Annotated in this window: 19 protein-coding genes; 8 read left to right on the forward strand and 11 right to left on the reverse strand. The window is 73.6% G+C overall.

What is annotated here, in order from left to right; all coding sequences use genetic code 11:
- Positions 1–195: 195 nt before the first annotated feature.
- From QZX64_RS12100 to QZX64_RS12125, 6 genes are all read right to left on the reverse strand, one after another.
- Entirely contained in the window at positions 196–1,182 is a 987-nt protein-coding gene (locus QZX64_RS12100) for a DUF2332 domain-containing protein (RefSeq protein WP_295660155.1), read from the reverse strand.
- Complete coding sequence (locus QZX64_RS12105; protein WP_295660158.1) at positions 1,182–2,630, reverse strand: NAD-dependent succinate-semialdehyde dehydrogenase; 1,449 nt, start codon at positions 2,628–2,630, stop codon at positions 1,182–1,184. The genes QZX64_RS12100 and QZX64_RS12105 overlap by 1 nt, the downstream gene beginning before the upstream one ends.
- A gap of 185 nt (positions 2,631–2,815) precedes the next feature.
- Positions 2,816–3,823 carry an SGNH/GDSL hydrolase family protein gene (locus QZX64_RS12110; protein ID WP_295660160.1) on the reverse strand — a complete coding sequence of 336 codons (1,008 nt, stop codon included), beginning with the start codon at positions 3,821–3,823 and terminating at the stop codon, positions 2,816–2,818.
- A gap of 80 nt (positions 3,824–3,903) precedes the next feature.
- Positions 3,904–5,700, reverse strand: a complete 1,797-nt coding sequence (locus QZX64_RS12115; protein ID WP_295660163.1) for a penicillin-binding transpeptidase domain-containing protein — start codon at positions 5,698–5,700, stop codon at positions 3,904–3,906.
- A 118-nt stretch (positions 5,701–5,818) separates the two neighbouring features.
- Complete coding sequence (gene glmS / locus QZX64_RS12120; protein ID WP_295660165.1) at positions 5,819–7,651, reverse strand: glutamine--fructose-6-phosphate transaminase (isomerizing); 1,833 nt, start codon at positions 7,649–7,651, stop codon at positions 5,819–5,821.
- A 21-nt stretch (positions 7,652–7,672) separates the two neighbouring features.
- Positions 7,673–7,930: a hypothetical protein gene (locus QZX64_RS12125; protein ID WP_366558549.1), complete on the reverse strand. Its 258-nt coding sequence runs from the start codon at positions 7,928–7,930 to the stop codon at positions 7,673–7,675.
- Between the two features lie 267 nt (positions 7,931–8,197).
- Here QZX64_RS12125 and QZX64_RS12130 point away from each other — a divergent pair, with 267 nt between their 5' ends.
- Together QZX64_RS12130 and QZX64_RS12135 are read left to right on the forward strand one after the other, a co-directional pair.
- The gene (locus tag QZX64_RS12130; RefSeq protein ID WP_295660170.1) at positions 8,198–8,368 is read left to right on the forward strand and encodes a hypothetical protein; all 171 of its coding nucleotides are present in this window, start codon (positions 8,198–8,200) and stop codon (positions 8,366–8,368) included.
- Between the two features lie 140 nt (positions 8,369–8,508).
- Positions 8,509–9,081 carry a YceI family protein gene (locus QZX64_RS12135; protein ID WP_295660173.1) on the forward strand — a complete coding sequence of 191 codons (573 nt, stop codon included), beginning with the start codon at positions 8,509–8,511 and terminating at the stop codon, positions 9,079–9,081.
- A gap of 208 nt (positions 9,082–9,289) precedes the next feature.
- On the opposite strand, the gene QZX64_RS12140 is transcribed toward QZX64_RS12135, so the two are convergent.
- Positions 9,290–11,029, reverse strand: a complete 1,740-nt coding sequence (locus QZX64_RS12140) for a DEAD/DEAH box helicase (protein ID WP_295660176.1) — start codon at positions 11,027–11,029, stop codon at positions 9,290–9,292.
- A 116-nt stretch (positions 11,030–11,145) separates the two neighbouring features.
- Here QZX64_RS12140 and QZX64_RS12145 point away from each other — a divergent pair, with 116 nt between their 5' ends.
- On the forward strand, positions 11,146–12,060 hold the full coding sequence (locus QZX64_RS12145; RefSeq protein ID WP_295660179.1) for a GNAT family N-acetyltransferase: 915 nt from the start codon (positions 11,146–11,148) through the stop codon (positions 12,058–12,060).
- 28 nt (positions 12,061–12,088) lie between these two features.
- On the opposite strand, the gene QZX64_RS12150 is transcribed toward QZX64_RS12145, so the two are convergent.
- From QZX64_RS12150 to QZX64_RS12160, 3 genes are all read right to left on the reverse strand, one after another.
- Positions 12,089–13,312: an RNA polymerase sigma factor gene (locus QZX64_RS12150; RefSeq protein ID WP_295660182.1), complete on the reverse strand. Its 1,224-nt coding sequence runs from the start codon at positions 13,310–13,312 to the stop codon at positions 12,089–12,091.
- Positions 13,312–13,659, reverse strand: a complete 348-nt coding sequence (locus QZX64_RS12155; protein WP_295660185.1) for a YciI family protein — start codon at positions 13,657–13,659, stop codon at positions 13,312–13,314. The genes QZX64_RS12150 and QZX64_RS12155 overlap by 1 nt, the downstream gene beginning before the upstream one ends.
- Before the next feature lie 93 nt (positions 13,660–13,752).
- Positions 13,753–14,808 (reverse strand): amidohydrolase family protein, encoded by a 1,056-nt coding sequence (locus QZX64_RS12160; RefSeq protein ID WP_295660187.1) that lies wholly within the window; start codon positions 14,806–14,808, stop codon positions 13,753–13,755.
- 156 nt (positions 14,809–14,964) lie between these two features.
- Between QZX64_RS12160 and QZX64_RS12165 the strand changes: the two genes are divergently transcribed.
- Both QZX64_RS12165 and QZX64_RS12170 read left to right on the forward strand, forming a co-directional pair.
- The gene (locus tag QZX64_RS12165; protein ID WP_295660188.1) at positions 14,965–16,053 is read left to right on the forward strand and encodes a glutamate--cysteine ligase; all 1,089 of its coding nucleotides are present in this window, start codon (positions 14,965–14,967) and stop codon (positions 16,051–16,053) included.
- A 57-nt stretch (positions 16,054–16,110) separates the two neighbouring features.
- Positions 16,111–16,488 (forward strand): VOC family protein, encoded by a 378-nt coding sequence (locus QZX64_RS12170; protein WP_295660191.1) that lies wholly within the window; start codon positions 16,111–16,113, stop codon positions 16,486–16,488.
- A 303-nt stretch (positions 16,489–16,791) separates the two neighbouring features.
- On the opposite strand, the gene QZX64_RS12175 is transcribed toward QZX64_RS12170, so the two are convergent.
- Positions 16,792–18,546: a DUF429 domain-containing protein gene (locus tag QZX64_RS12175; protein ID WP_295660194.1), complete on the reverse strand. Its 1,755-nt coding sequence runs from the start codon at positions 18,544–18,546 to the stop codon at positions 16,792–16,794.
- Positions 18,547–18,594: 48 nt separating this feature from the next.
- Here QZX64_RS12175 and QZX64_RS12180 point away from each other — a divergent pair, with 48 nt between their 5' ends.
- The 3 genes from QZX64_RS12180 to QZX64_RS12190 all read left to right on the forward strand — a co-directional run bounded on the left by QZX64_RS12180 (position 18,595) and on the right by QZX64_RS12190 (position 21,762).
- Positions 18,595–20,082 carry an SDR family NAD(P)-dependent oxidoreductase gene (locus QZX64_RS12180; protein WP_295660196.1) on the forward strand — a complete coding sequence of 496 codons (1,488 nt, stop codon included), beginning with the start codon at positions 18,595–18,597 and terminating at the stop codon, positions 20,080–20,082.
- A gap of 125 nt (positions 20,083–20,207) precedes the next feature.
- Positions 20,208–21,236 (forward strand): ion channel, encoded by a 1,029-nt coding sequence (locus QZX64_RS12185; RefSeq protein ID WP_295660199.1) that lies wholly within the window; start codon positions 20,208–20,210, stop codon positions 21,234–21,236.
- A 70-nt stretch (positions 21,237–21,306) separates the two neighbouring features.
- Positions 21,307–21,762, forward strand: coding sequence for a hypothetical protein (locus QZX64_RS12190; RefSeq protein ID WP_295660202.1), 456 nt, complete (start codon positions 21,307–21,309; stop codon positions 21,760–21,762).
- The last annotated feature ends 17 nt before the right edge of the window (positions 21,763–21,779 follow it).

Below are 21,779 nucleotides of genomic sequence, written 5' to 3' on the forward strand. Positions count from 1 at the left end.
CAACCTCGCGCTGGTCGAGTCACGAGCGCCCCTCGCCGGTCGAGTAGCGAGCGCCAGCGAGCGTATCGAGACCCAGTCACTGTGCCGGCGGTCTCGATACACCCGCTCGTCCCTCGCGGGCACTCGACCACCGAGAAACCCCGGGCACTCGACCACCGACAGCACCCTCCGCGCACTCGAGCCGCGACATCCTGGCTACAGCCAGCGCATCGACGACCCGTGGCCGTGGGTCCAGGCCACCGCCTGCCCGTCGAGGCCGAGCACGAACGACGCCACGTCGTCCGGCACCGCCGGCCCGGTGGCGGCCACGCCCGGCAGCACCCGCCCGCCCTCGTTGCTGACCCAGCGGCAGCGCCCCTCGCCGACCAGCCGGGCCATCAGCCGCTCGAAGCGGCGCCGGCCGGGGTCGTCGACGTAGGCCAGCACCGCGCTGTGGAACACCACCACCTCGCCGTACGACGCGGCCTCCTCGACCAGCGCGGGCAGGTCGTCGAGCAGGTCACCGGCCACGAGGTGCGGCGGGTCGGCGGCGGCGATGGCGACGGCCTGCTCGAGACGGGCCCGCCGGTCGTCCTGCTCGGGCCACACCAGGTTGGCCAGCCACGCCATCTGGTCGGCGTCGGCCACCGACAGCGGGTGGAGGTCGAGCCCGCCGCGCCACGCCACCTCCGGCAGCGCCGCCGGGAGGGGCATCGGGCCGGTGACCTCGCACCGCAGCAGCGGTCCGGGCCCGGCCAGGGCGCCCACACCGGGCCACGCGTAGGACCAGCGGTCGGGATAGAGGCAGAGGCCGGCCGACGCCCCGGCCTCGAGCAGCGCGAGCGGCCGGCCCGCCTCCTGCGCCACCCGCGCGAGCACCGGCGTGAGCGTGGCGAGCCGGCCGACCTCGTTGGTCTGCGTCGCGCGCTGCATGATCGTGGCGCGGATCGGCCCGCCGCCCGCGTCGTCGGCGAGCAGCGCCTCGCGCAGGCCGGCGTACGGGCCGGGCGCGGGCACGCCGTGCCACCGGGCGGCGGCGAACACGAGGTTCGGCTGCTGCTTGATGCCCGGCAGGGTCCGCACCCACGCCTGCACCTCGGGATCCTCGACGACACCCCTGGCCCACGCCTCGAAGCACGGCGAGCCGTCCGCGTGGGCGGCGAAGTCGGCGTACTGCGTGGGAATGTCGGCGAAGAGCTCCATCAGCCGAGCGAGGTGGTCGGCAGGGCGACGTAGGTGGTCTCGAGGTACTCCTCGATGCCCTCGAAGCCCCCCTCGCGCCCGAAGCCGCTCGCCTTCACGCCGCCGAACGGCGCGGCGGGGTTGGAGACGAGGCCGGTGTTGACGCCGACCATGCCGCAGTCCAGCGACTCCGCCAGCCGCAGGGTGCGCGCGAGGTCGCGGGTGTAGGCGTAGGCGACCAGGCCGTACTCCGTGGCGTTGGCCGCGGCCACCGCCTCCTGCTCGGTGTCGAAGACGGTGATCGGGGCGACCGGGCCGAAGATCTCCACGGTGTTGATCCGCGCCCCGGCCGGGACGTCGGCCAGCACGGTCGGCGGGTAGAAGTACCCCGGCCCCTCGCCCGGCTCGCCACCCACGACGACCCGCGCGCCGTCGCGGACCGCCTCCGCGACCAGCCCGCTGACCGACTCGACCGCGTCGGGGTCGATCAGCGGACCCACGTCGACGCCGTCGTCCTGCCCTCGTCCGATCCTCAGCGCGCCCATCCGCTCCCCGAGCCGCCGGGAGAACTCCTCGGCGACCGAGCGGTGCACGAGGAACCGGTTGGCCGAGGTGCAGGCCTCGCCCATGTTGCGCATCTTGGCGAGCATCGCGCCCTGCACCGCGGCGTCGAGGTCGGCGTCGTCGAAGACGAGGAACGGCGCGTTGCCACCGAGCTCCATCGAGACCCGCTGGAGGTTCTCGGCCGACTGCCGCACCAGCACCTTCCCGACGGGGGTGGAGCCGGTGAAGCTGATCTTGCGCAGCCGGTCGTCGCCCATCACGGCCTGCCCGACGTCGGCGGACGAGCTGGTGGTCACGACGTTGAGGACGCCGTCGGGCACGCCGGCCTCGGCGAGGATCGCCGCGAGCTCGAGCATCGTCAGCGGGGTCTGCTCGGCAGGCTTGACGATCATCGTGCAGCCGGCGGCGATCGCCGGGGCGATCTTGCGGGTGCCCATGGCGAGCGGGAAGTTCCACGGCGTGACGAAGAGGCACGGTCCGACCGGCTTCTTCAGCGTCAGCAGCCGGCTGCGCCCGTCGGGCGCGCTCATCCAGCGACCGTGGATGCGCACCGCCTCCTCGGAGAACCAGCGCAGGAACTCCGCGCCGTAGGCCACCTCGCCCGCGGCCTCGGCCAGCGGCTTGCCCATCTCCAGGCTCATCAGCCGGGCGAGGTCGTCGGTGCGCTCGACGACGAGCTCGTACGCCGCCCGCAGGATCTCCCCGCGCTCGCGCGGCGCGGTCGCGGCCCAGCCCGGCTGCGCGGCCACCGCCGCGTCGAGGGCGTCGACGGCGTCGGCCGGACCGGCGTCGGCCACCCGCGCCAGGACCGACCCGTCGGCCGGGTCGAGGACGTCGAAACGACCTCCGCCCGCGGCCTCCCGCCACGTGCCGCCGATGAACAACAGCTCCCTGACCTCGGACATGCGCCTCACCTCGTATGGACCGCTCGCGAATTTGCCTGGGCATTCGGCGGAGGCGATGACGCGCTTCGTCCCGCCGTGGGACCATTCTCTCGCGGTTCACCGGAAGGTGGGCGCACGCCAGCCCCTTGCCGACCCCATGCGGCAAGGGGTTCGGCCTCGGAGCCCTGAGCGGCACCGCCGGGGCGTCAGTGCCGCGCCAGCCACCGGTCCAGGTCGATGCCGGCCTCCCGGGCCGCGCTGCGGGCCGCCTCCGTGGTGAGGTCGGGGGCGGTGAGCTCCTTCGGGCGGATCGTGCGGTCGGCCGCGGCGTACTTCCGCTGGCGGACGGCCAGGGCTCCGGCTCCGGCCGCGGAGGCCCGCATCAGGGCGCCGTCGGCCCGCAGAGCGACACCGGTGAGCTGGGCGCTGACCGTGGGCGTGTAGCCACTGCCCTGGCCGGCGACGCTGGGGTGGTAGCTCTCGGTGACCGGCCAGGAGAGCCCGTTGATCCACTCGGCGCGGTCGCAGACGGCGTGGCCGAGGAACGCCGAGGTCGGGTCGGCGAAGCGGAAGCCCGCGGTGGCGGCCTGGGTGGCGGTGCGCGCGTTCATCAGGTCGGCGGTCTGGTTGAGCCGGGACTGCTCGGCGGGGGAGAAGAAGGTGGCGGCGTTGCAGTCCTCGCCCATGAAGATGCGCGGGTAGCCCACCACGACCACCCGGGCGTACGGCGCCCGGCTGCGGATCGAGGCGTAGAGCCCGGCGAGCCGGCCGGGCAGCGGGCCGTTGATGAACGCCTGCGCCCGGTCCACCGCGCGGTGGCAGCTGCTCATCCAGCCGGGCAGGGCGCACTCGGTCAGCACGTCGGCGAAGCCGGCGTCGTTGCCGCCGACCGAGATCGTCACGTAGCGGGTGGTGCTGGTCAGGGCAGAGAGCTGGGTGCCCCTCACGTCGGGGATGCGCGCGCCGGAGCACGCCCGGAAGTTCAGCGTCCAGCCGCGCGAGGCCGCGAGGAGCGCGGGGTAGGCCGAGGTGGAGCGCTGGCACGACGAGCCGTCGGCGAGATAGCTGCGGGTGCCCGTACCGGAGGAGTAGCTGTCACCGAGGGCGACGTACTCCGGTGCAGCGGCCTGGGCCGGCGCCTGCAGGAACGAGGCGGCGAGCAGCACCGCCGTGAACGCGGCCGCCAGGGCGCGCGCCGGTGATGGGAACGACATGATTCCTCCCGAGAACCAACACATCGCCACGTGCTGTGGCCCACGTCACAGTAGGCCCCGGGAGTCCGGCGCGGAAGGCGTCAGCCTGCCGCGCGCAGCAGCGCGTCGAGGAGCGGTCCGGCCGTGCGCCGCCCGCCCAGGCCCTCCTCGACGAACGCCGCGACCGCGAGGTCGCCCTGCGCCGCGACCATCCACGCGTGCAGCAGGCGCTCGCCGTCGCGGTCGAACTCGGCGGTGCCGGTCTTCGCGATCGCCGGCGGCCCGGGGAGGTCGAGGAGAAAGCCGCCGCTGCCGTCGGTCACCACGGCGCGCAGCATCCCGCGCAGCGCCTCCGCCTCGGGGATCAGCGTCGGGTCCGAGGGCGCGGTCGCGGTGAGCAGGCGCGGCAGGACGGTGTGCCCGGCCTGGACGGAGGCGACGACGGTGGCCATCACCATCGGGGAGGCCAGCACGCTGCCCTGGCCGATCATGTCGGCGGCCCCCTCGGTCTCGCTGGCCGGCGGCTCGACCTGTCCGAAGTACGCCGGGAAGCCCAGGTCGTGGTCGACCCCGAAACCCAGAGAGGCGGCCGCCTCCGCGAGGCCGCCTGCGGGCGCGTCACCACGTGCGGCGATGAAGGCGGTGTTGCACGAGCTGGCCACCGCGGCGCTCAGCGGGATCGAGCCGAGCCGGGAGCTGGGGTAGTCGTCGTAGTTCTCGAAGCGCTTGCCGTCGACGACCACCGAGGCGGTGCACGGCACCCGGGTCCCGGGCGTGAGCCCGGCCCGCAGCAGGGCGAGGCTGCTGGCGATCTTGAACGTCGAGCCCGGCGCCATCTGCCCGTACGTCGCCAGGTTGTAGCCGCCCGTGCCGGGACCGTTGGCCGCTGCCAGGATCGCCCCGTCGGAGGGCCGGATCGCCACCAGCGCGCTGCCGGGACCCACGTCGGCCAGGATGCCCTCGGCGGCGATCTGGAGGTCCTCATCGAGGGTGGTGGCGAGCGGCTGACCGTCGAGCTGGTCGACGCGGAAGAGCTCCACCTCGGTGCCGTCGGCGGCGACCCGGTCGACGACCAGGCCGGGGGTGCCGCGCAGCTGGTCGTCGTAGCGTGCCTGGAGGCCGGAGAGCCCGGCGACGTCGCCGGCGGCGTAGGTCTGGGGGTCCGCCTCCACCATCTCGGCGGTGACCGGGCCGACGCTGCCGAGGATCGGGGCCGCGAAGCCGCGGGTGGGGCCGAGCTGCAGGGAGCCGGGAACGGCGCGGGCGCCGGGGATCGCCTCGAGGCCGGCGGCGAGCGCCGGGTCGACGTCCTCGGTGCGCAGCGCGATCGCCTCGACGAACGCCTGCGGCCCCGCGGCGGTCACCGACGTGGCGAAGCGCTCCGGGTCGACCTCCACGAGCGCCGCCAGGGCCCGGGCGGACGCCCCCGCCCCGGCGTCCTCCACCTGGGTGCGGTCGACGCCGAAGCGCACCACGTCGCGCGCGGTCACCAGGGGCAGGTCGCCGGCGCCGGTGATGGGTCCGCGGGCCGGGGCGATCGGAGTGGTCTCGAGCGTGTCGCCCTCGACGAGCTCGGGGTGCACGAGCGCCGGTGACCAGTCGTGCTCCCACGAGTCGCCGACCAGGCGGAGCTCGACGGGGACGTCGTACTCCCAGGGCTCGCCGGCCACCTCCCACTGCCAGGTGAGCGCCGAGGTGGCGACGTCGCCGTCGACCTCCGCGGTCGCCGCCGTCACCGAGTGCGGCAGGTCGGCGACCCCGGCCAGCACGGGCTCCAGCCCCGCCGGCACCTCGCCCGACTCCAGCGAGTGCGCGAGGCCCTCGAGCACCGGCTCGGGGTCGGGGCCACCCGACCACGGCAGGGCGCACGCGGTCAGCGTGGCAGCCAGCGCAGTCATGGCGGTCAGGGCAGTCAGGACAGGGGCCGCCGAGCCGGTCCGCAGGAGCATGGGGCCTGTCTACCAAAGGGTCCGGACATCTCCGCCCGTCCCTCGCGGGCGCCCGACCACCGAGCAGTCACTCCACGGTGACGGACTTGGCGAGGTTGCGCGGCTTGTCGATGTCGTGACCCAGGTGCAGGGCCGCGTGGTAGGCCAGCAGCTGCAGCGGCAGGGTCATCAGGATGGGGTCGAGCTCGGGCTCGCTCCGGGGCACGTCGAGGCGGACGGCCTCCACCCCGCCGAGGTCGACGTCCTCGTGCGTGACCACGACGAGCGGTCCGCGCCGGGCGGCGATCTCGTGCAGCGCTCCCACGTTGCGCTCGGTGAGGTCGTCGGCCGGCACGACCGCGACCGTCGGCAGGGCGGGGTCGATGAGGGCGAGCGGGCCGTGCTTGAGCTCGGAGGTCTGGTAGGCCTCGGCGTGCCGGTAGCTGATCTCCTTGAACTTCTGAGCGCCCTCGCGCGCCACCGGGAACCCGCGCACCCGGCCGATGAAGAAGAGGCTCGGCGCCTCGGCGAGGGTGCGGGCGACGGCGGCGTACTGCTCCTCCTTGGCCAGCACCTGCCCGACGAGCCCCGGCAGGGCCGCCATCGCGGTGACGAGCCGGGTGCCGTCGGCGATGGAGAGGTCGCGCACGCGCCCCAGCTGGACGGCGAGCAGCGCGAAGCCGAGGAACATGTTGGTGAGCGCCTTGGTGCTCGCCACCGCGACCTCCGGGCCGGCATGGAGGTAGATGCCTCCGTCGCACTCGCGGGCGATGGCGCTGCCGACGACGTTGACCAGCCCGATGACCCGCCCGCCCTTGCGGCGGATCTCCTGCACGGCCAGCAGGGTGTCGATCGTCTCCCCGGACTGGCTGACCGCGACGTACAGCGTGTCGGGCTCGATGATCGGGTTGCGGTAGCGGAACTCGCTGGCGGCCTCGGCGTCGGCCGGGACGCGCGCGAGGTCCTCGATGAGGCCGGCGCCCATCTGGCCGACGTAGTACGCCGACCCGCAGCCCAGGATCTTCACCCGGCGGATGGCGCGGAACTCCCGCGGCTCCATGTTCAGCCCGCCGAGGTGGGTGGCGCCGAAGCGCTCGTCGAGGCGGCCCCGCAGCATCCGCTCGGCGGCGGCGGGCTGCTCGAGCATCTCCTTGTGCATGTACGACGCGTGGACCCCGGCCTCGTAGGAGTCGGGGTCGACGTCGACCGGTGTCGCGGCCTTCGCGGTGGCGGTGAGGTCGTGGCGGAGGGTGGTGAACCCACCCGCGGTGACCGTCGCCAGCTCGCCGTCATCCAGCATCGCCACGGTGGTGGTGTGGCGCACCAGCGCGGCCAGGTCGGAGGCGACGTACATCTCCTTGTCGCCGACGCCGACGATGAGCGGGCTGCCGTTGCGGGCCACCACGATGCGGTCGGGGAAGTCGGCGTGCAGGACCGCCAGCCCCCAGGTGCCGTCGATGACGGAGAGGGCCTCGCTCACCTTGCCCTCGAGCGTGTCGGCCTGCGACCGGCCGACCAGGTGCGCGACCACCTCGGTGTCGGTGTCGGACACGAGCTCGACCCCGTCGGCGGCCAGGCGCTCGCGCAGGGCTGCGGCGTTGTCGATGATGCCGTTGTGCACCACCGCGACCCGCTGGTCGGCGTCGGTGTGCGGGTGGGCGTTCACATCGTTGGCGGGGCCGTGGGTCGCCCACCGGGTGTGCCCGATCCCGGCGGTGCCGGCGAAGCGCTTGGGCAGGGCCGCGGCCAGGTCACGCACCCGGCCCGCGCGCTTGGCGACGCGGAGCGCACGGGGTCCCCGGCCGTCGGCGCGGACCACCAGGCCCGCCGAGTCGTAGCCGCGGTGCTCGAGGCGGCCGAGCCCCTCCAGCAGGATCGGGGGCGCCTGCTGGGCGCCGATGTAGCCGACGATGCCGCACATGGGGTGGTCTCTCTCTCGTGATCAGCCGTAGACGATCCGGCGGAGCTGCCGGGCGGTGAGCGGGGGCGCGGCGACGACTCGCTGCGCCAGCTCGACGGCGAGCCGGTCGAAGATCTCCTCGTTCCGGGCGCCGTAGGTCTTCAGGTGCGCGTGCCGCCGACGGACGTAGTCCTCCACGCTCTCGCGGTGGAACGCGACCACGTCCTCGATCACCCGGCGGGCCTCCGCGGCCGTGAGGCCGGTGGTCGAGACGAGGTGGTCGAGAAGCGGGTCGGGCACGGGCGCGTCGACAGGCACGGTGTAGATCGTGCGCCGAGCCCGGTCGATCGGCAACTTCCTGCCCGAAATCGGGCAGAACCACCTATCTAACGAATGTACCCGGCGCCGGTGGCTACACCGACACACCGGCGAGTGGAGCGCGCCACGGCGCGTCAGCCGGTCCGGAGCCCCACAGAGGGAGGTCCGAGAGGCTAATTGGCGCGTTTCTTGCCCGTCGGGTGGGGAACGACGTACTCTGGTGAACAGTAGGTGAACAGGAGGTGTCACATGTTCGACGTCCAGACGACGATCGAGGGCCGCAACGGCTCGGCTGCACCCGGTCGCGGGTTCCGCATGCACTGGGTCGAGGTGCGCGACGAGCAGGGGCGCACCCACCTGGAGGCGCGCTGGTCCAGCGACGCCCCGCCGACCGGGCTGCACGCGCCGCACGCGGCCTGACCCCTCCGGCCGGCCCCACCGAGCGCGGTCTCCCCGGACTGCGGTCATGCCCGTGCGGCGGTGACACCGGTGCGGGAATATCTGCCGCTCCTGGATGTTGGAGTAGTTGAATTTCCAACGACCTACCTCCAGGAGTCTCCATGAGCCAGCACGAGTTCGACGCCTCCACCACCGCCATCGCCGACATCACCGGCGACTACACCATCGACGTCTCCCACACCCGCCTCGGCTTCACCGCCCGGCACGCGATGGTCACCAAGGTCCGCGGGCAGTTCAGGGACTTCGCCGGCACCGCCCACGTCGACACCGCGACGCCGTCCGCCTCCTCGGTGAACGTCGCCATCCAGGCCGCCTCCGTGGACACCGGCAGCGCCGACCGCGACGGCCACCTCCGGTCGGGCGACTTCTTCGACGCCGAGACCTTCCCCGAGATCACCTTCACCTCGACCTCCGTCGAGCGCGACGGCAGCGAGTGGCAGATCACCGGCGACCTGAGCATCAAGGGCACCAGCCGGTCGATCACCATCCCCTTCGAGGAGACCGGCTCCGCGCAGGACCCCTTCGGCAACGTGCGCATCGGCTTCGAGGGCCGCACCACCGTGAACCGCAAGGACTTCGGCCTGACCTGGAACGCCGCCCTCGAGACCGGCGGCGTCCTGGTCTCCGACAAGATCGTCCTCGAGTTCGACATCTCGGCGATCAAGAGCGCCTGACCTCCAGCGGCCACCCCGCTGCAGCGACAGGGCCCCGAAGCCGTTGGGCTCCGGGGCCCTGCTGCGTCCGGGCTGGGCGGCTGGCCGTTTGCTTCATCAAGGTATGCAGCCGAACCGACAGTTCCCACGGATTGCACACCATGGGAAGCACCACTTCGGCGACATACCTTGATGAACCGTCGCCGACCGTCCGCACCCACCCTCAGACCTACTTGTGGCGCGGCTTCCTCGCGCGCTCGCCACCGTCACGGCGCTGTGGCGGCGCGCCGGTGTCCTTGCCGAGCTCGATGAGCTTGCCGGAGATGCGGGTGTCGCGCAGGCGCTCCCACGTGCCGGGCGGCAGCTCGGCGGGCAGGTCGACCAGCGAGTGGTCCATCCGGATGTCGATCCGGCCGAAGTCGGAGCGCCCCAGGCCGCCCTCGTTGGCCAGCGCCCCGACGATCTGCCGCGGCTCGACCTTGTGCCGGCGACCCACCGAGATGCGGTACGTCGCCAGGTTGGCGTCGTTGCCCGCCCGGCGGCCTCGAGCAGGCGGGCCGCTGTCGCGCTGCTTGCCGCTGCGCTCGGGGCGCTCGCGGTCGCTGCCCTGGAACGTCCGCTGGGCCGGCTCCTTCGCCGGGTCCAGCAGCAGCGGGCTGTCGGCGTACATCACCGCGGCCAGGGCGGCGGCGACGTCGATCTCGGGCACGTCGTGCTCGCGCACGTAGTGGCCGACGACGTCACGGAAGAACTCCAGCCGCTTCGCGTCGGCGAGCATCGTGGTGATGGCGTCGTCGAAGCGGTTCAGGCGGGTCTCGTTGATGTCCTCGACGGTGGGCATCTGCATCTGGGTGATCGGCTGGCGGGTGGCCTTCTCGATCGCGCGGAGCAGGTGCCGCTCGCGCGGGGTGACGAACGCGATCGACTCACCGCTGCGGCCGGCGCGGCCGGTGCGGCCGATGCGGTGCACGTAGGAGCCGGGGTCGGTCGGGATGTCGAAGTTCACGACGTGGCTGATGCGCTCGACGTCGAGCCCGCGGGCCGCCACGTCGGTGGCCACGAGGATGTCGAGCTTGCCGGTGCGGAGCTGGTTGATGGTGCGCTCGCGCTGCACCTGGGCGACGTCGCCGTTGATCGCCTGGGCGGAGAAGCCACGCGCCCGCAGCCTCTCGGCCACCACCTCGGTCTCGCTCTTGGTGCGGACGAAGACGATCATCCCCTCGAAGTTCTCGACCTCGAGGATGCGCGTGAGGGCGTCGATCTTCTGCGGGTAGGAGACGATCATGTAGCGCTGGGTGATGTTGGACGCCGTCGCGGTCTTGTTCTTGACGGTGACCTCGACCGGGTCCTTGAGGTGCTTGGCGGTGATCCGGCGGATCGCAGCAGGCATCGTGGCCGAGAACAGCGCGACCTGCTTGGTGTCGGGCGTCCCCGAGAGGATCGTCTCGACGTCCTCGGCGAAGCCCATCTTGAGCATCTCGTCGGCCTCGTCGAGCACCAGGAAGCGCAGCTCGGAGAGGTCGAGCGTGCCCTTCTCGAGGTGGTCCATGATGCGGCCGGGCGTGCCGACGACGACGTGGACGCCGCGGCGCAGCGCGGAGAGCTGGACGCCGTACCCCTGGCCGCCGTAGACGGGCAGCACGTGCAGGCCGGGCAGGCGCGCGGCGTACCGCCCGAAGGCCTCCGACACCTGCAGCGCGAGCTCGCGGGTGGGGGCGAGCACCAGGGCCTGGGGCGTCTTCTGGCGCGTGTCGAGGTTGGAGAGGATCGGGAGCGCGAAGGCGGCGGTCTTGCCCGTGCCGGTCTGCGCGAGGCCCATCACGTCGCGGCCCTCGAGCAGCGGCGGGATCGTGGCGGCCTGGATGGGCGAGGGGACCTCGTAGCCGACGTCGGTCACCGCCTTGAGGACCCGGGCCTCCAGCCCGAGGTCGGCGAAGGTCGGCTGGTCGGTGCTCGCGTCGTCGTCCACCCGTCAACGGTAGTGCGTGCACGCTCCCACATGGCATTCCTGCACCGTGCGACCCTGCTCACGCAGCGGCGGAAAATGCGGCGACAGCGGGGACGGATCCGGCTCACACTGGCTCGGTGGACACGAGCACGCTTGCCCTCGACCTGCCGGCCGGGCTGACGAGCCGCCCCCTCGTCCCCTCCGACGCCACGGCCGTCTACGAGGTGATGGCCGCCGTCGAGGTCGCCGAGATCGGCCGGGCCGAGATCGAGGAGGCCGACATCGTCGCCGACTGGCAGCGCCCCAGCTTCGACGTCTCCGCCTCCACCGTCGGGGTCCTCGACGGCGACCGGCTGGTGGGGTACGCCGAGGTATCGGGCGCCGAGAGGGGGGACGCCGCGGTGCACCCCTCGTGGTACGGGCGCGGCATCGGCACGGCCCTCGCCGGCTGGATGCAGGCGCTCGTGCGCTCGCGCGGCGGCCACGTCATCGGCATGCCGGTGCCGCAGGGCTCGTCGGGCGACCGGCTGCTCGAGGCGCTCGGCTACCACGTGCGCTGGACCAGCTGGGTGCTGAAGCTGCCGCCGGGTCGCGACATCGTCGACCGCCCGCTCCCCGAGGGCTACACCGTGCGCGAGGCGACCGAGGCCGACCGGCGTACGGTCTGGACGGTCATCGAGGACGCCTTCCTCGAGTGGTCGCAGCGGGAGCGACAGGCGTTCGAGGACTGTGCTGCCGGCATGTGGCTGCGGCCGGGCTTCGAGCCCTGGAACCTCCGCGTCGTCACCGACGCCGGCGGCGAGGTCGTCGGCACCGCGTTCGTCGTCAAGGCCGGCGACGAGGCGTTCGTGGACCGGCTGGCCGTCCGCCGGGACCAGCGCGGGCGGGGCCTGGCCCAGGTGCTCCTCGTGGACGCGTTCGCCGCGGCGCGCGCGCACGGCACCGCGGCCGCCTGCCTCTCCACCGACTCCCGCACCGGGGCCCTGCCGCTCTACGAGAAGGTCGGCATGGAGGTCACCAGCGTCTGGGTGCACCGGGCGATCCAGGTCTGACCCGCCGCGGGGCCGCTGGCACCTCGGCTCACAGGAGCCCGGCACGCCGGCCGGAGAGGAACGCCCGCTCGGCCTCGTTGTCGATCAGCGCGATCGCGGCGTCGTAGGCCGCCCGCGCCTCGGCGTGCCGTCCGAGCCGGCGCAGCAGGTCGGCGCGCGTCGCCTGCCAGGGGTGGTACGCCGCGAGGTCGAGGCGGTCGACGAGGTCGAGCGCGATCTCGGGGCCGTGCAGCTCGGCCACGGCGACCGCCCGGTTGAGCGCGACGACGGGCGAGGGGTCGATGGCGGCCAGCTGGCCGTACAGGGCGGCGACCTGCGACCAGTCGGTCTCCCCGGCGGTGGCGGCGTCGGTGTGCACGGCGTTGATCGCCGCCTGCAGCTGGTAGGGCCCGGGCCGGTTGAGCGCCAGGCACGCCCGCACGAGGTCGTGACCCTCCTCGACGAGGTCGCGCCGCCAGAGGGTGCGGTCCTGCTCGTCGAGCGGCACCAGCGCGCCGTCGGCGCCGACGCGGGCGGGCCGGCGCGCGTGGACGAGCAGCATCAGCGCCAGCAGCCCGACGACCTCGGGGTCGCGCGGCAGGAGCACGCGCAGCAGCCGGGCGAGGCGGATCGCCTCCTCGCACAGGTCGTCGCGCACGGACTCCTCGCCCGCGGTGGCCAGGTAGCCCTCGTTGAAGACCAGGTAGACCACGGCCAGCACCGCGGCGGTGCGCCCGGGCAGGTCCTCGGCCCGGGGCACCCGGTAGGGCACCTTCGCGGCCTTGATCTTCGCCTTGGCCCGGGTGATGCGCTGGGCCATCGTCGTCTCCGGGACCAGGAAGGCCGCGGCGATCTCGGGCACGGTGAGGCCGGTGATGAGCCGCAGCGTGAGCGCCACCCTGGCTGACGGGGCGAGGGCGGGGTGGCAGCAGGTGAAGACCAGCCGGAGCCGGTCGTCCTCGACCACGCCGGTGTCGGGGGGAGGGGAGTCGTCGTGGGTCATGGCCGCCTGCCGGTGCCTGCTGTCGCGGGTGGACTCCCGCCTGATGCGGTCGATGCCCTTGCGGTGGCCGGTGGTGGTCAGCCAGCCGCCGGGGTTGGGCGGGACGCCGTCGACCGGCCACCGCTCCATGGCGGTCACGATGGCCTCGCCGGCCGCCTCCTCGGCGAGGTCGAGGTCACCGAAGCGGCGGGCCAGCGAGGCGACGACGGCGGCGTACTCGTCCCGGAAGATCCGGGTGATCGGCTCGGACAGGTCGCCCGGAGCGGGCATCAGTCCTCCTGGAAGGGCCGGACCTCCACCGCGCCCGCGCAGGCCCGCGAGCCCTGGGCCGCCCAGTCGAGGGCGGCGTCGAGGTCGGCGGCCTCGATGATCCAGAAGCCGCCGAGGAACTCCTTGCTCTCGACGTAGGGGCCGTCGGTGACCACCGCCCGGTCGCCCTGCGCGTCGACGGTGGTGGCCGCCTCGATGGGGTGCAGGCCGCCGGCGAAGACCCACGCACCCTCGGCGCGGAGCTTGTCGTTGAAGCGCTCCACCGCCTCGAAGACGGGCTGCATCTCGGCCATGTCGGGGGCGGGGTCGTCGACCGAGCCGTGCACGGAGAGCAGGTACTGAGCCATGGTGTTCCTCCTTGAGCCGGTGAGGCCCGGCGGCCTCACTCCACCCCTCCCACGAACGGGACCGGGCCGGTACGACAACTCTGCCAAAGGTTCTCAGGGCAGGGGTGCTGCGGGGGTGCGGGCGACGAACGCAGCGGCCAGGACCAGGTCGCGGCCGGGGGTGAACTGGTTGCGCCGGCGCAGGGAGCCGCGCCGCTCGTCGTACAGGTCGAGCAGGTGCCGGACCGAGGCGACGACGTCGGCGTCCGGGTCGTCGTCGGCCACCCGGCACGCGTGTCGTACGACGTCCAGGGCGGTGCCCGGGTCCGCACCGCGCTGCATGGGCTCGAGCACGGAGTACAGCGACGAGGTGAGGACGTCGAGCACGGGGCTCATCGCCCGTGCCTCCTGCGCGGGTGCCGGCCCGAGCTCGAGCGGGTCCTCCCCCGCGAGCAGGCGGGCGAGCTGGCCACCGGCGACGCAGCGCAGCTGGTCGGCGTCCAGACCGGCCTGCACCGCGCAGCGCAGCGTGCACACCGCGGCCTGCAGCGGCGTGCCGTACGGCAGGTCGGAGGCCAGGAGGACCCGCCCGGGCGGCACGAGGCGGAGGAGGGACATCACGTGCTCGACGCTCCACCAGGAGGTGTCGAAGAAGAGGTTCGGGGTCGCGGGGACGTGGCGCCACAGCCACATCAGGTCGGTCAGCGCACAGTGCGCCATCACCGCCCGCATCCCGGGGAACCGGCCGCACAGCGACAGCACGGTCGCCCCGATGCTGCCGAGCTCGGGGCCGGCGTGCAGCACCACCGGCAGGCGACGCTCGTGAGCCAGGGAGAAGACACCCTCCAGCCGCGGGTCGAGCAGGTCGAACCCGTCGCCGGAGGCGTGCAGCTTGACGCCTCGCGCCCCCGCGGCGAGCGCCTCCGCGAGCATCGCGGCCGGCTCCTGGTCGGGAGTGAGCCGCGCGAACGCGGTCAGCACGCCGCCGCTCGCGGCCGCCTCCCTCGCGCACCGCAGGTTCGGCTCGCGGTAGCCACCCGGCTCGACCATCGGGAAGACCACGGCCCGACCCCCGCACAGGCGGAGGGAGCCGAGGAGCTCCTCGGTCGTCGCGGTGAAGCCGTCGGGGTCACGGGTGCCCACGTGGGTGTGGGCGTCGAGGAGCGCCAACCCGGGCGTCTCCCGCGCGAGCGCGTCGTACCAGGGTCGGAGCAGTGCCTCGGCGTAGATCGTGTCCCCCCTCGTCCGGTCGTGACCGCGATGTGTCCTCCGGTGCCCGGCATCGGCACAGAGATGCGACCATCGCCCCGTGCGAGGTGAGGCGACGTGACGATCCGACAGCTCGGCGTCGAGGAGGAGCTCATCCTGGTCGACCAGGACGGTGCCCCGGCGCCTCTCGCGACCGAGGTGATCGCCGGGGGCGGGACGGGCACCGACGACGTGGCCCTGGTCCGCGAGTTCTTCCTGGCGCAGGTCGAGGTCGTCACCGCGCCGACCCGGAGCCTGGCCGAGATCGGCCGCCGGCTCCAGCACGGCAGGTCGACGCTGCGCGCGGCGGCGGAGGCGCTCGGGGTCCGGGCCGTCGCCGTCGGGGGACCGGTGGTCGATGCGCCCAACGGACCGCGGGTCCGCGACGAGCGCTTCGACGGCATCAGCCGCGTCCACGCCGGCATCGCCGACGACTCCCTCATGTGCGCCGTGCAGGTGCACGTCGAGGTCGAGAGCCGGGACGAGGGCGTCGGCGTCGTCGACCGGGTGCGGCCCTGGGTGCCCCTGCTGCTCGCGATCAGCGCCAACTCGCCGTACTGGCACGGCCGCGACACCGGCTTCGCCAGCTGGCGCTCGCAGGTGTGGGGTCAGTGGCCGAGCGCCGGTCCCACCGAGCTGCTCGGCGACGCCGCGGCGTACGACGCCCTCACCGCGCAGATGCTGCACACCGGCGCCATCGCCGACGCCGGGCTGCTCAACCTGCCGGTACGCCTCTCGGCGCGCTACCCGACGGTGGAGTACCGGGTCGCGGACGCGTGCACCTCGCTGCAGGACGCGCTGGTGGTCGCCGCGCTCAGCCGGGCGCTCACCGAGACCGCGGCACGGGAGCTGCGGCGAGGCGTCGCGCCCGCCCCCTGGCGGGTCGACCAGCTGCGGGTGGCGGGCTGGCGAGCGGCCCGGTTCGGGCTCGCCGAGCGGCTGCTGGACCCGGTCGACGGATCACCCGTGCCGGCCCGGGCCGCGCTGGACACGCTGGTGCGCCACACCGCCGGGGCCCTGGACGACGCCGGCGACCTGGCCCTGGTCACCGACGCGCTGGCCCGGCTCTGCGAGGGCGGCACCGGGGCCGATCGGCAGCGCCGCTCCTTCGACCGGCACGGCGACCTGGTGGCCGTGGTCGACGACCTCGCCCGCGCGACGTCCTAGGGGCGGCGGCCGGGGCAACCAGGCCCCTGTGCGGGCGGACACCCTAGGGTGCCGACCATGTCAGCGTCCTTCACCCTGGCCGCCACCGTGCTGGGGGCGCCCGACCCGCGGGGTCTGTCCGACTTCTACTGCGCCCTGCTGGGTTGGGAGGTGGTGGAGTCGGAGTCCGACTGGGTGCGGATCGGGCCCCGGGACGGCAGCGGGCTGGCCTTCCAGCGGGAGGAGTGCCACGTGCCGCCCGCGTGGCCGGCCGGTCCGGGCGACCAGCAGATGCAGGTGCACCTCGACATCGCCGTCACCGACCTCGAGCCGGCCGTGGCGGCCGCCCAGGGGCTCGGTGCCTCGCTCGCCGACGACCAGCCACAGACCGACGTGCGCGTGCTGCTCGACCCCGCCGGGCACCCGTTCTGCCTCTTCCGCGAGGGCGGCGCCTGAGCGAGCGCCGCCTGCCGAGCGCTGGCCGACCTGGGGAGGCGGGTCACCGCCGGTCACCGCGGGGCTCCGCGCTCGGCACGCGCCCCTCCGGCGCGGCGTACGGCGGCCGCCGGCTTCCTGCTCCACCACCCGCTCAGGTGGGGGCCAGGTGGGTACTGCCCCTCGGGAGCCCCGAGGGCAGCAGTCCTGCTCCGTCCCGGAACCACGGCTTCCCGGGGACCGTGGTCCCGGGACGGCTCCCCCGGCCGCTGGTCGAGGGCGCGCGAGGACCGCGGGGGCGCCGGGCCGCGCGCCGCCCCACCGTCAGGGTGTGAGCTTCCCCAGCCGCGCCCGGAGCCGGTCCGTGCGGTGCGCGTTCCCGTGCAGCGCGACGTATCCGTCGCCGTAGGTCGCGAGCAGCGCGTCGTCGAGCCGGCGCACGGCGCCGGTCGGGCTCTTGTAGCCCATCCGGCGGTCGAGCTCGGCGGAGTCGACGCGGCGCACCACGTCGGCCAGCTCGTCGAGGGAGGTGATGCCGAGCTCGAGCAGCAGCCCGGAGATCCAGGCGTAGTGGCTCTCGCGCGACCACCCGGCGTCGGCGTACTGGCCCGCGAGGAACGCCGCCAGCTCCTGCGCGTCGATGCGCGGGTCGTCGTCACGTGCCTGCTCGCGCACGGCCTCCGCGGTGCCGCGCAGCCGCTCGCGGATGGTGGAGAACTCCCGGTCGGCGAGCTCCAGGAGCCCGGCGGCGAGGGTGAAGCGGCGGTCGAACTCGGCGCGTTGCGCGTCGGGGATGCTGCCCTTGTAGCGGATGTCGTGCTCGAACTCCGCCCACGCGTGCTGCAGCACCGTGCGGATCTGCACCTGCACGCGCTGCCCGACGAGGTCGGGGCTGGTCTCCGCCGCCTCGGTGTCGTCCGGGTCGAGCTCGACGAGGAGGTGCCGGCTGGCGTAGCCGAACCGGCCCTCGCTGGCGGTCTCCCGGCCCATGTCGCGGTCGTCGAGCACGACGGCCTCTCCTGCGAGCAGCTCGGCCACCGCCTCCACGTCGCGTTGCACGTAGGTGATGACGCGGACGCCGATGACGTCGGTGATGTCGTGCACCGGGTCGGCGAAGGCGCGCTCGCCGTCGATCACGCGGGCCGCCTTGGCCGCGAAGGACGCCACGCTCTTGGCGCGGCCGGTGACGTTGAGGTAGTTGATGCCGGCCTCGTCGAGCACCGTCGTGACCATCGCGGTCGCCTGGTCCGCCGCGTCGCGGAGCGAGGGCTGACGGGCGGCGTAGGTGCGCACCGCCGCGGCGACCGCGTCCTCGACCTGCCGGGCCGGCCGCGGGCTCGGCATCTGCCCGTCGGGGAGGCTCGGGGTGACGATGTAGCCGGTCCGGACGTCGCCGTACGTCGTGGTGTCGGCGGGCCGGCGCTCCCGGAACAGCGCCACGTAGGCGCACACCACGGCGTCGACGGGATCCTCGGCGCGGCGCAGGTCGGCCTTGCGCTCGGCGGTCTCGATGTCGCGCACCAGGCGCCGCCAGGCGTCGGAGTCGGCGAGGTGCAGGGGCGGGTCGGCGGTGGCCAGGCCCTGCAGCAGCGCGGTCAGGGTCAGCAGCTGCTCACGCATCGAGTCCAGCGACCGACCGGGCTTGTCCTTGTACTTCAGGGTGCGCCCGAGCCCGAACAGCGCGACGGTCGCGGGGTGCGGGTAGACCTCGATCGCCCGCCGGCTGCCGCGGGAGCCCGGGTCGATGTGGAGCCCCAGGCGGGCGCTGAGCCGGGCGGCACGCGGCACGTCGGCGAACTCGGGCTTGCCCGTGTTGGCCGGGTGCGCGCCGGCGTCGTACCTCGCGAAGTCCTTGTTGAGCGCCCGCTCCGCCGGCCGGTTGCCGGTGGCGTTGGTGACCACGAGCGGCGCGTCGATGGCGACGAGGCAGTCGCCCGCGACGTACGGCGCGATCGTTGCGCCGATCTCGGCGTCGGTGCGGGCCGCCTCGATGTGCACGAGGTGCCCGCGGTCGTCGAGGACGGCGATGCCCGTGGGCTTCCGCTCGCCCCAGGCGAGGTCCAGTCCGACGAAGTGCATGGCGGCAGCCTCCCACGGCGGCGCGGCAGCCTCGCCTACCATCGGCCGGTGCTGAATACGCCCGACACCATCGACCCCGACGACCTGGCGACCACGGTCCGGGTGCTGGGGATGCTCCACGAGCTCCCCTCCGACCACCCCGACATCGTGACGGTCAAGCACGCGGCGTCGCACCTGTACAAGGCGCTCAAGCGCGAGCGGCGCACCCGCAAGCGCGAGGCCGAGCTCGCCCACGACCGCGCGATCACCGCGCTGACCGCGACCGGCTCGCCGGTCCGCATCGACGACGAGACGGCCGGCATCCCGCTCGTGTCGACGGCCGCGGGCGCCTTCGCCGGTGAGCTGATCAACCCGCGCGGCTGCTACATGTGCAAGCACGACTTCACCCGCGTCGACGCGTTCTACCACTGGCTCTGCCCCGACTGCGCCGCGATGTCGCACGCCAAGCGCGACCAGCGCACCGACCTCACCGGCCGCCGTGCGCTGCTCACCGGCGGTCGCGCCAAGATCGGCATGTACATCGCCCTGCGCCTGCTCCGCGACGGCGCGCACACCACGATCACGACGCGCTTCCCCAAGGACGCCGTACGCCGCTTCTCCGCCATGGCCGACAGCGCCGAGTGGCTGCACCGGCTCACGGTGGTCGGCATCGACCTGCGCGACCCCACCCAGGTGGTGTCGCTGGCCGACGAGGTGTCCGCCGCCGGCCCGCTCGACATCCTCATCAACAACGCGTGCCAGACCGTGCGTCGTACGCCCGGTGCCTATGCGCCCCTCGTCGAGGCCGAGCACGCCCCGCTCCCCACGGGCGTGGAGCTGCCGGAGATGGTCAGCTTCGACCGCGTCTCCGAGGCCCACCCCGCCTCGATCGCCGGCGCCCTGGCGGCCGACTCCGTCGCCCACCACGAGGGCGAGTCGCTGGAGCATGCCCGCGCGGCGCGCTCCGCCGCCGCGATGACCGCGCTGGCGCTCAAGGCGGGCCACGCGTCGGTCGAGGCGCACCTCACCGGCACTGCGGTCGACGCGGGCGGCCTGCTGCCCGACCTCCGGACCCACAACTCCTGGACCCAGACCGTCGACGAGGTCGACCCGCTCGAGCTCCTCGAGGTGCAGCTGTGCAACTCGATCGCGCCGTTCCTGCTCATCTCGCGGCTCCGCCCGGCGATGGCAGCCGCCTCGTCCCCCCGCCGGTACGTCGTCAACGTCTCCGCCATGGAGGGCCAGTTCTCCCGCCGCTACAAGGGCGCCGGCCACCCGCACACCAACATGGCGAAGGCCGCGCTGAACATGCTGACCCGCACCTCCGCGCAGGAGATGTACGAGACCGACCGCATCCAGATGACCGCCGTCGACACCGGCTGGATCACCGACGAGCGCCCGCACCAGGACAAGCTCCGCATCGCCGCCGAGGGCTGGCACGCCCCCCTCGACCTCGTCGACGGCGCCGCGCGGGTGTACGACCCGATCGTCAGGGGCGAGCGCGGCGAGGATCTGTACGGGTGCTTCCTCAAGGACTACCGGGTGGGCGCCTGGTAGGCCCGCCGGGTCGTCCCGGGCTCCGCCCAGGTTCCGGCAGGGCTCCGCCAGGTCGCCGGTCGGGTCCCGATCACGAGCCGCGGCTGGGCTACAGTCAGCGCCTCCACCCGCCGGAGAGGAGCACGGTGCCGACTGTCCTGTACCGCATGTCGCAGTACCTCCGGAGCCGGCTCACCGGCTGGCGTCGACCGCTGGTCCTCGTCCTGTTCCTCTTCCCGACCAGCTGGTTGGCGATGTGGCTCGCGGAGCCGGAGAACCAGATCACGGACCCGGCGAACTACTGGTGGTACTTCCTGGTCACCTCGGCCACCGTGGGCTACGGCGACTTCTTCCCGATGTCGGCCGCCGGTCACGCCGTGGGCGCCTACGTCATCGTCGGCGGCATCGTGACCCTGACGCTGCTGTTCACACAGATGGCCGACTACCTCCAGGCCGTGAGAGGGAAGCGCATGAGGGGCACCACCCAGCTCGACCTCACCGGGCACGTCGTCATCCTGGGCTACACGCCGGGCCGCACCGAGAAGATCGTCGCGGAGCTGACGACCGAGGGCCGGCACCGCATCGCGCTCTGCGCCTGGGACGAGGTGACGCAGAACCCGCTCCCCGACGAGGCGGCGGTGGTGTTCGTCCGTGGCGAACTCACCCACGCCGACGTGATGACCCGGGCGTGCATCGGTCGCGCCCGCACCGCGCTGATCGACGGGCGCGACGACAACGAGACCCTCGCCATCGCGGTGGCCGTGGACCACGAGAGGCCCGACATCCACCTGGTCGCCGCCCTGCGCGACATGCGTCGCCGGGAGCAGCTGGGCTACGTCAACCCGCGCGTGCAGTGCGTGCAGTGGCACATGCCCTTCCTGCTCGCTGAGGAGGTGAGCGACCCGGGCATCACCGAGGTCTACAACGACCTGATGTCCGCCGGCGGCCACGGCAACACCTACTCCTTCAGGGTCCCGCAGGGCTTCCCGCATGCCACCTTCGGTGACTGCCAGGTGCACTTCGGTCGTACGCTCGCGGCCACCTTGGTCGCGGTCCGCACAGGCGAGGAGCTGCTCGTGAGCCCGCCGTGGGACCAGCAGCTCGACGAGGGAACCGTCCTGTACTACCTCGCCGGCGAGCGCATCGATCCCTCGCGGGTGGCGGCCGCCGGGTGAGCGGCGCGCGCTGAGGCGCCGGCATCGTCCACCTGCCCGCCCCCGCACGGTCCGCTGGCACAGTGGAGCCGTGACCGACGAACTCCAGACGAGCCCCGACCTCCGGTGGGCGACGCACAGCGGGCCCGACTTCCTGGTGCTGCAGTTCCCACCGGTCCCGGTGGTGACGCAGGCCGGGGCGCACGACGCGATGAGGGCGCTGCTGGGGCAGCGCGGCTTCCAGCCGGTGGCCGAGACCGACGACCTGGACCTCCGGCCGGCGAACGGGTGCGCGCTCACGAGGCTCGGTCCGGCGAGCGCCGAGCTGCTCGTCACGATCGGCGGACGGGTGGGTGCGAGCCGGATCCCGCTCGCCGACATCGACGAGGCATGGCTGGCCAGGGCCGTGGACAACGGGCACGCGGCGGTGCTGGCGGCGGAGTCGGCGGTCGGCAGCGACGGGACGACGTCGCGGGAGGCGGTCCGGCGCGACGTCGATGCCGGGGGCGTGGTGGCGGCGCTGGTGCCGGTGGCCGACGGCCAGTAGGTCCCGCGGCAGCCGTC

Origin of the sequence: uncultured Nocardioides sp. (assembly GCF_902805925.1) — a bacterium.
Classification (GTDB): Bacteria; Actinomycetota; Actinomycetes; order Propionibacteriales; family Nocardioidaceae; genus Nocardioides.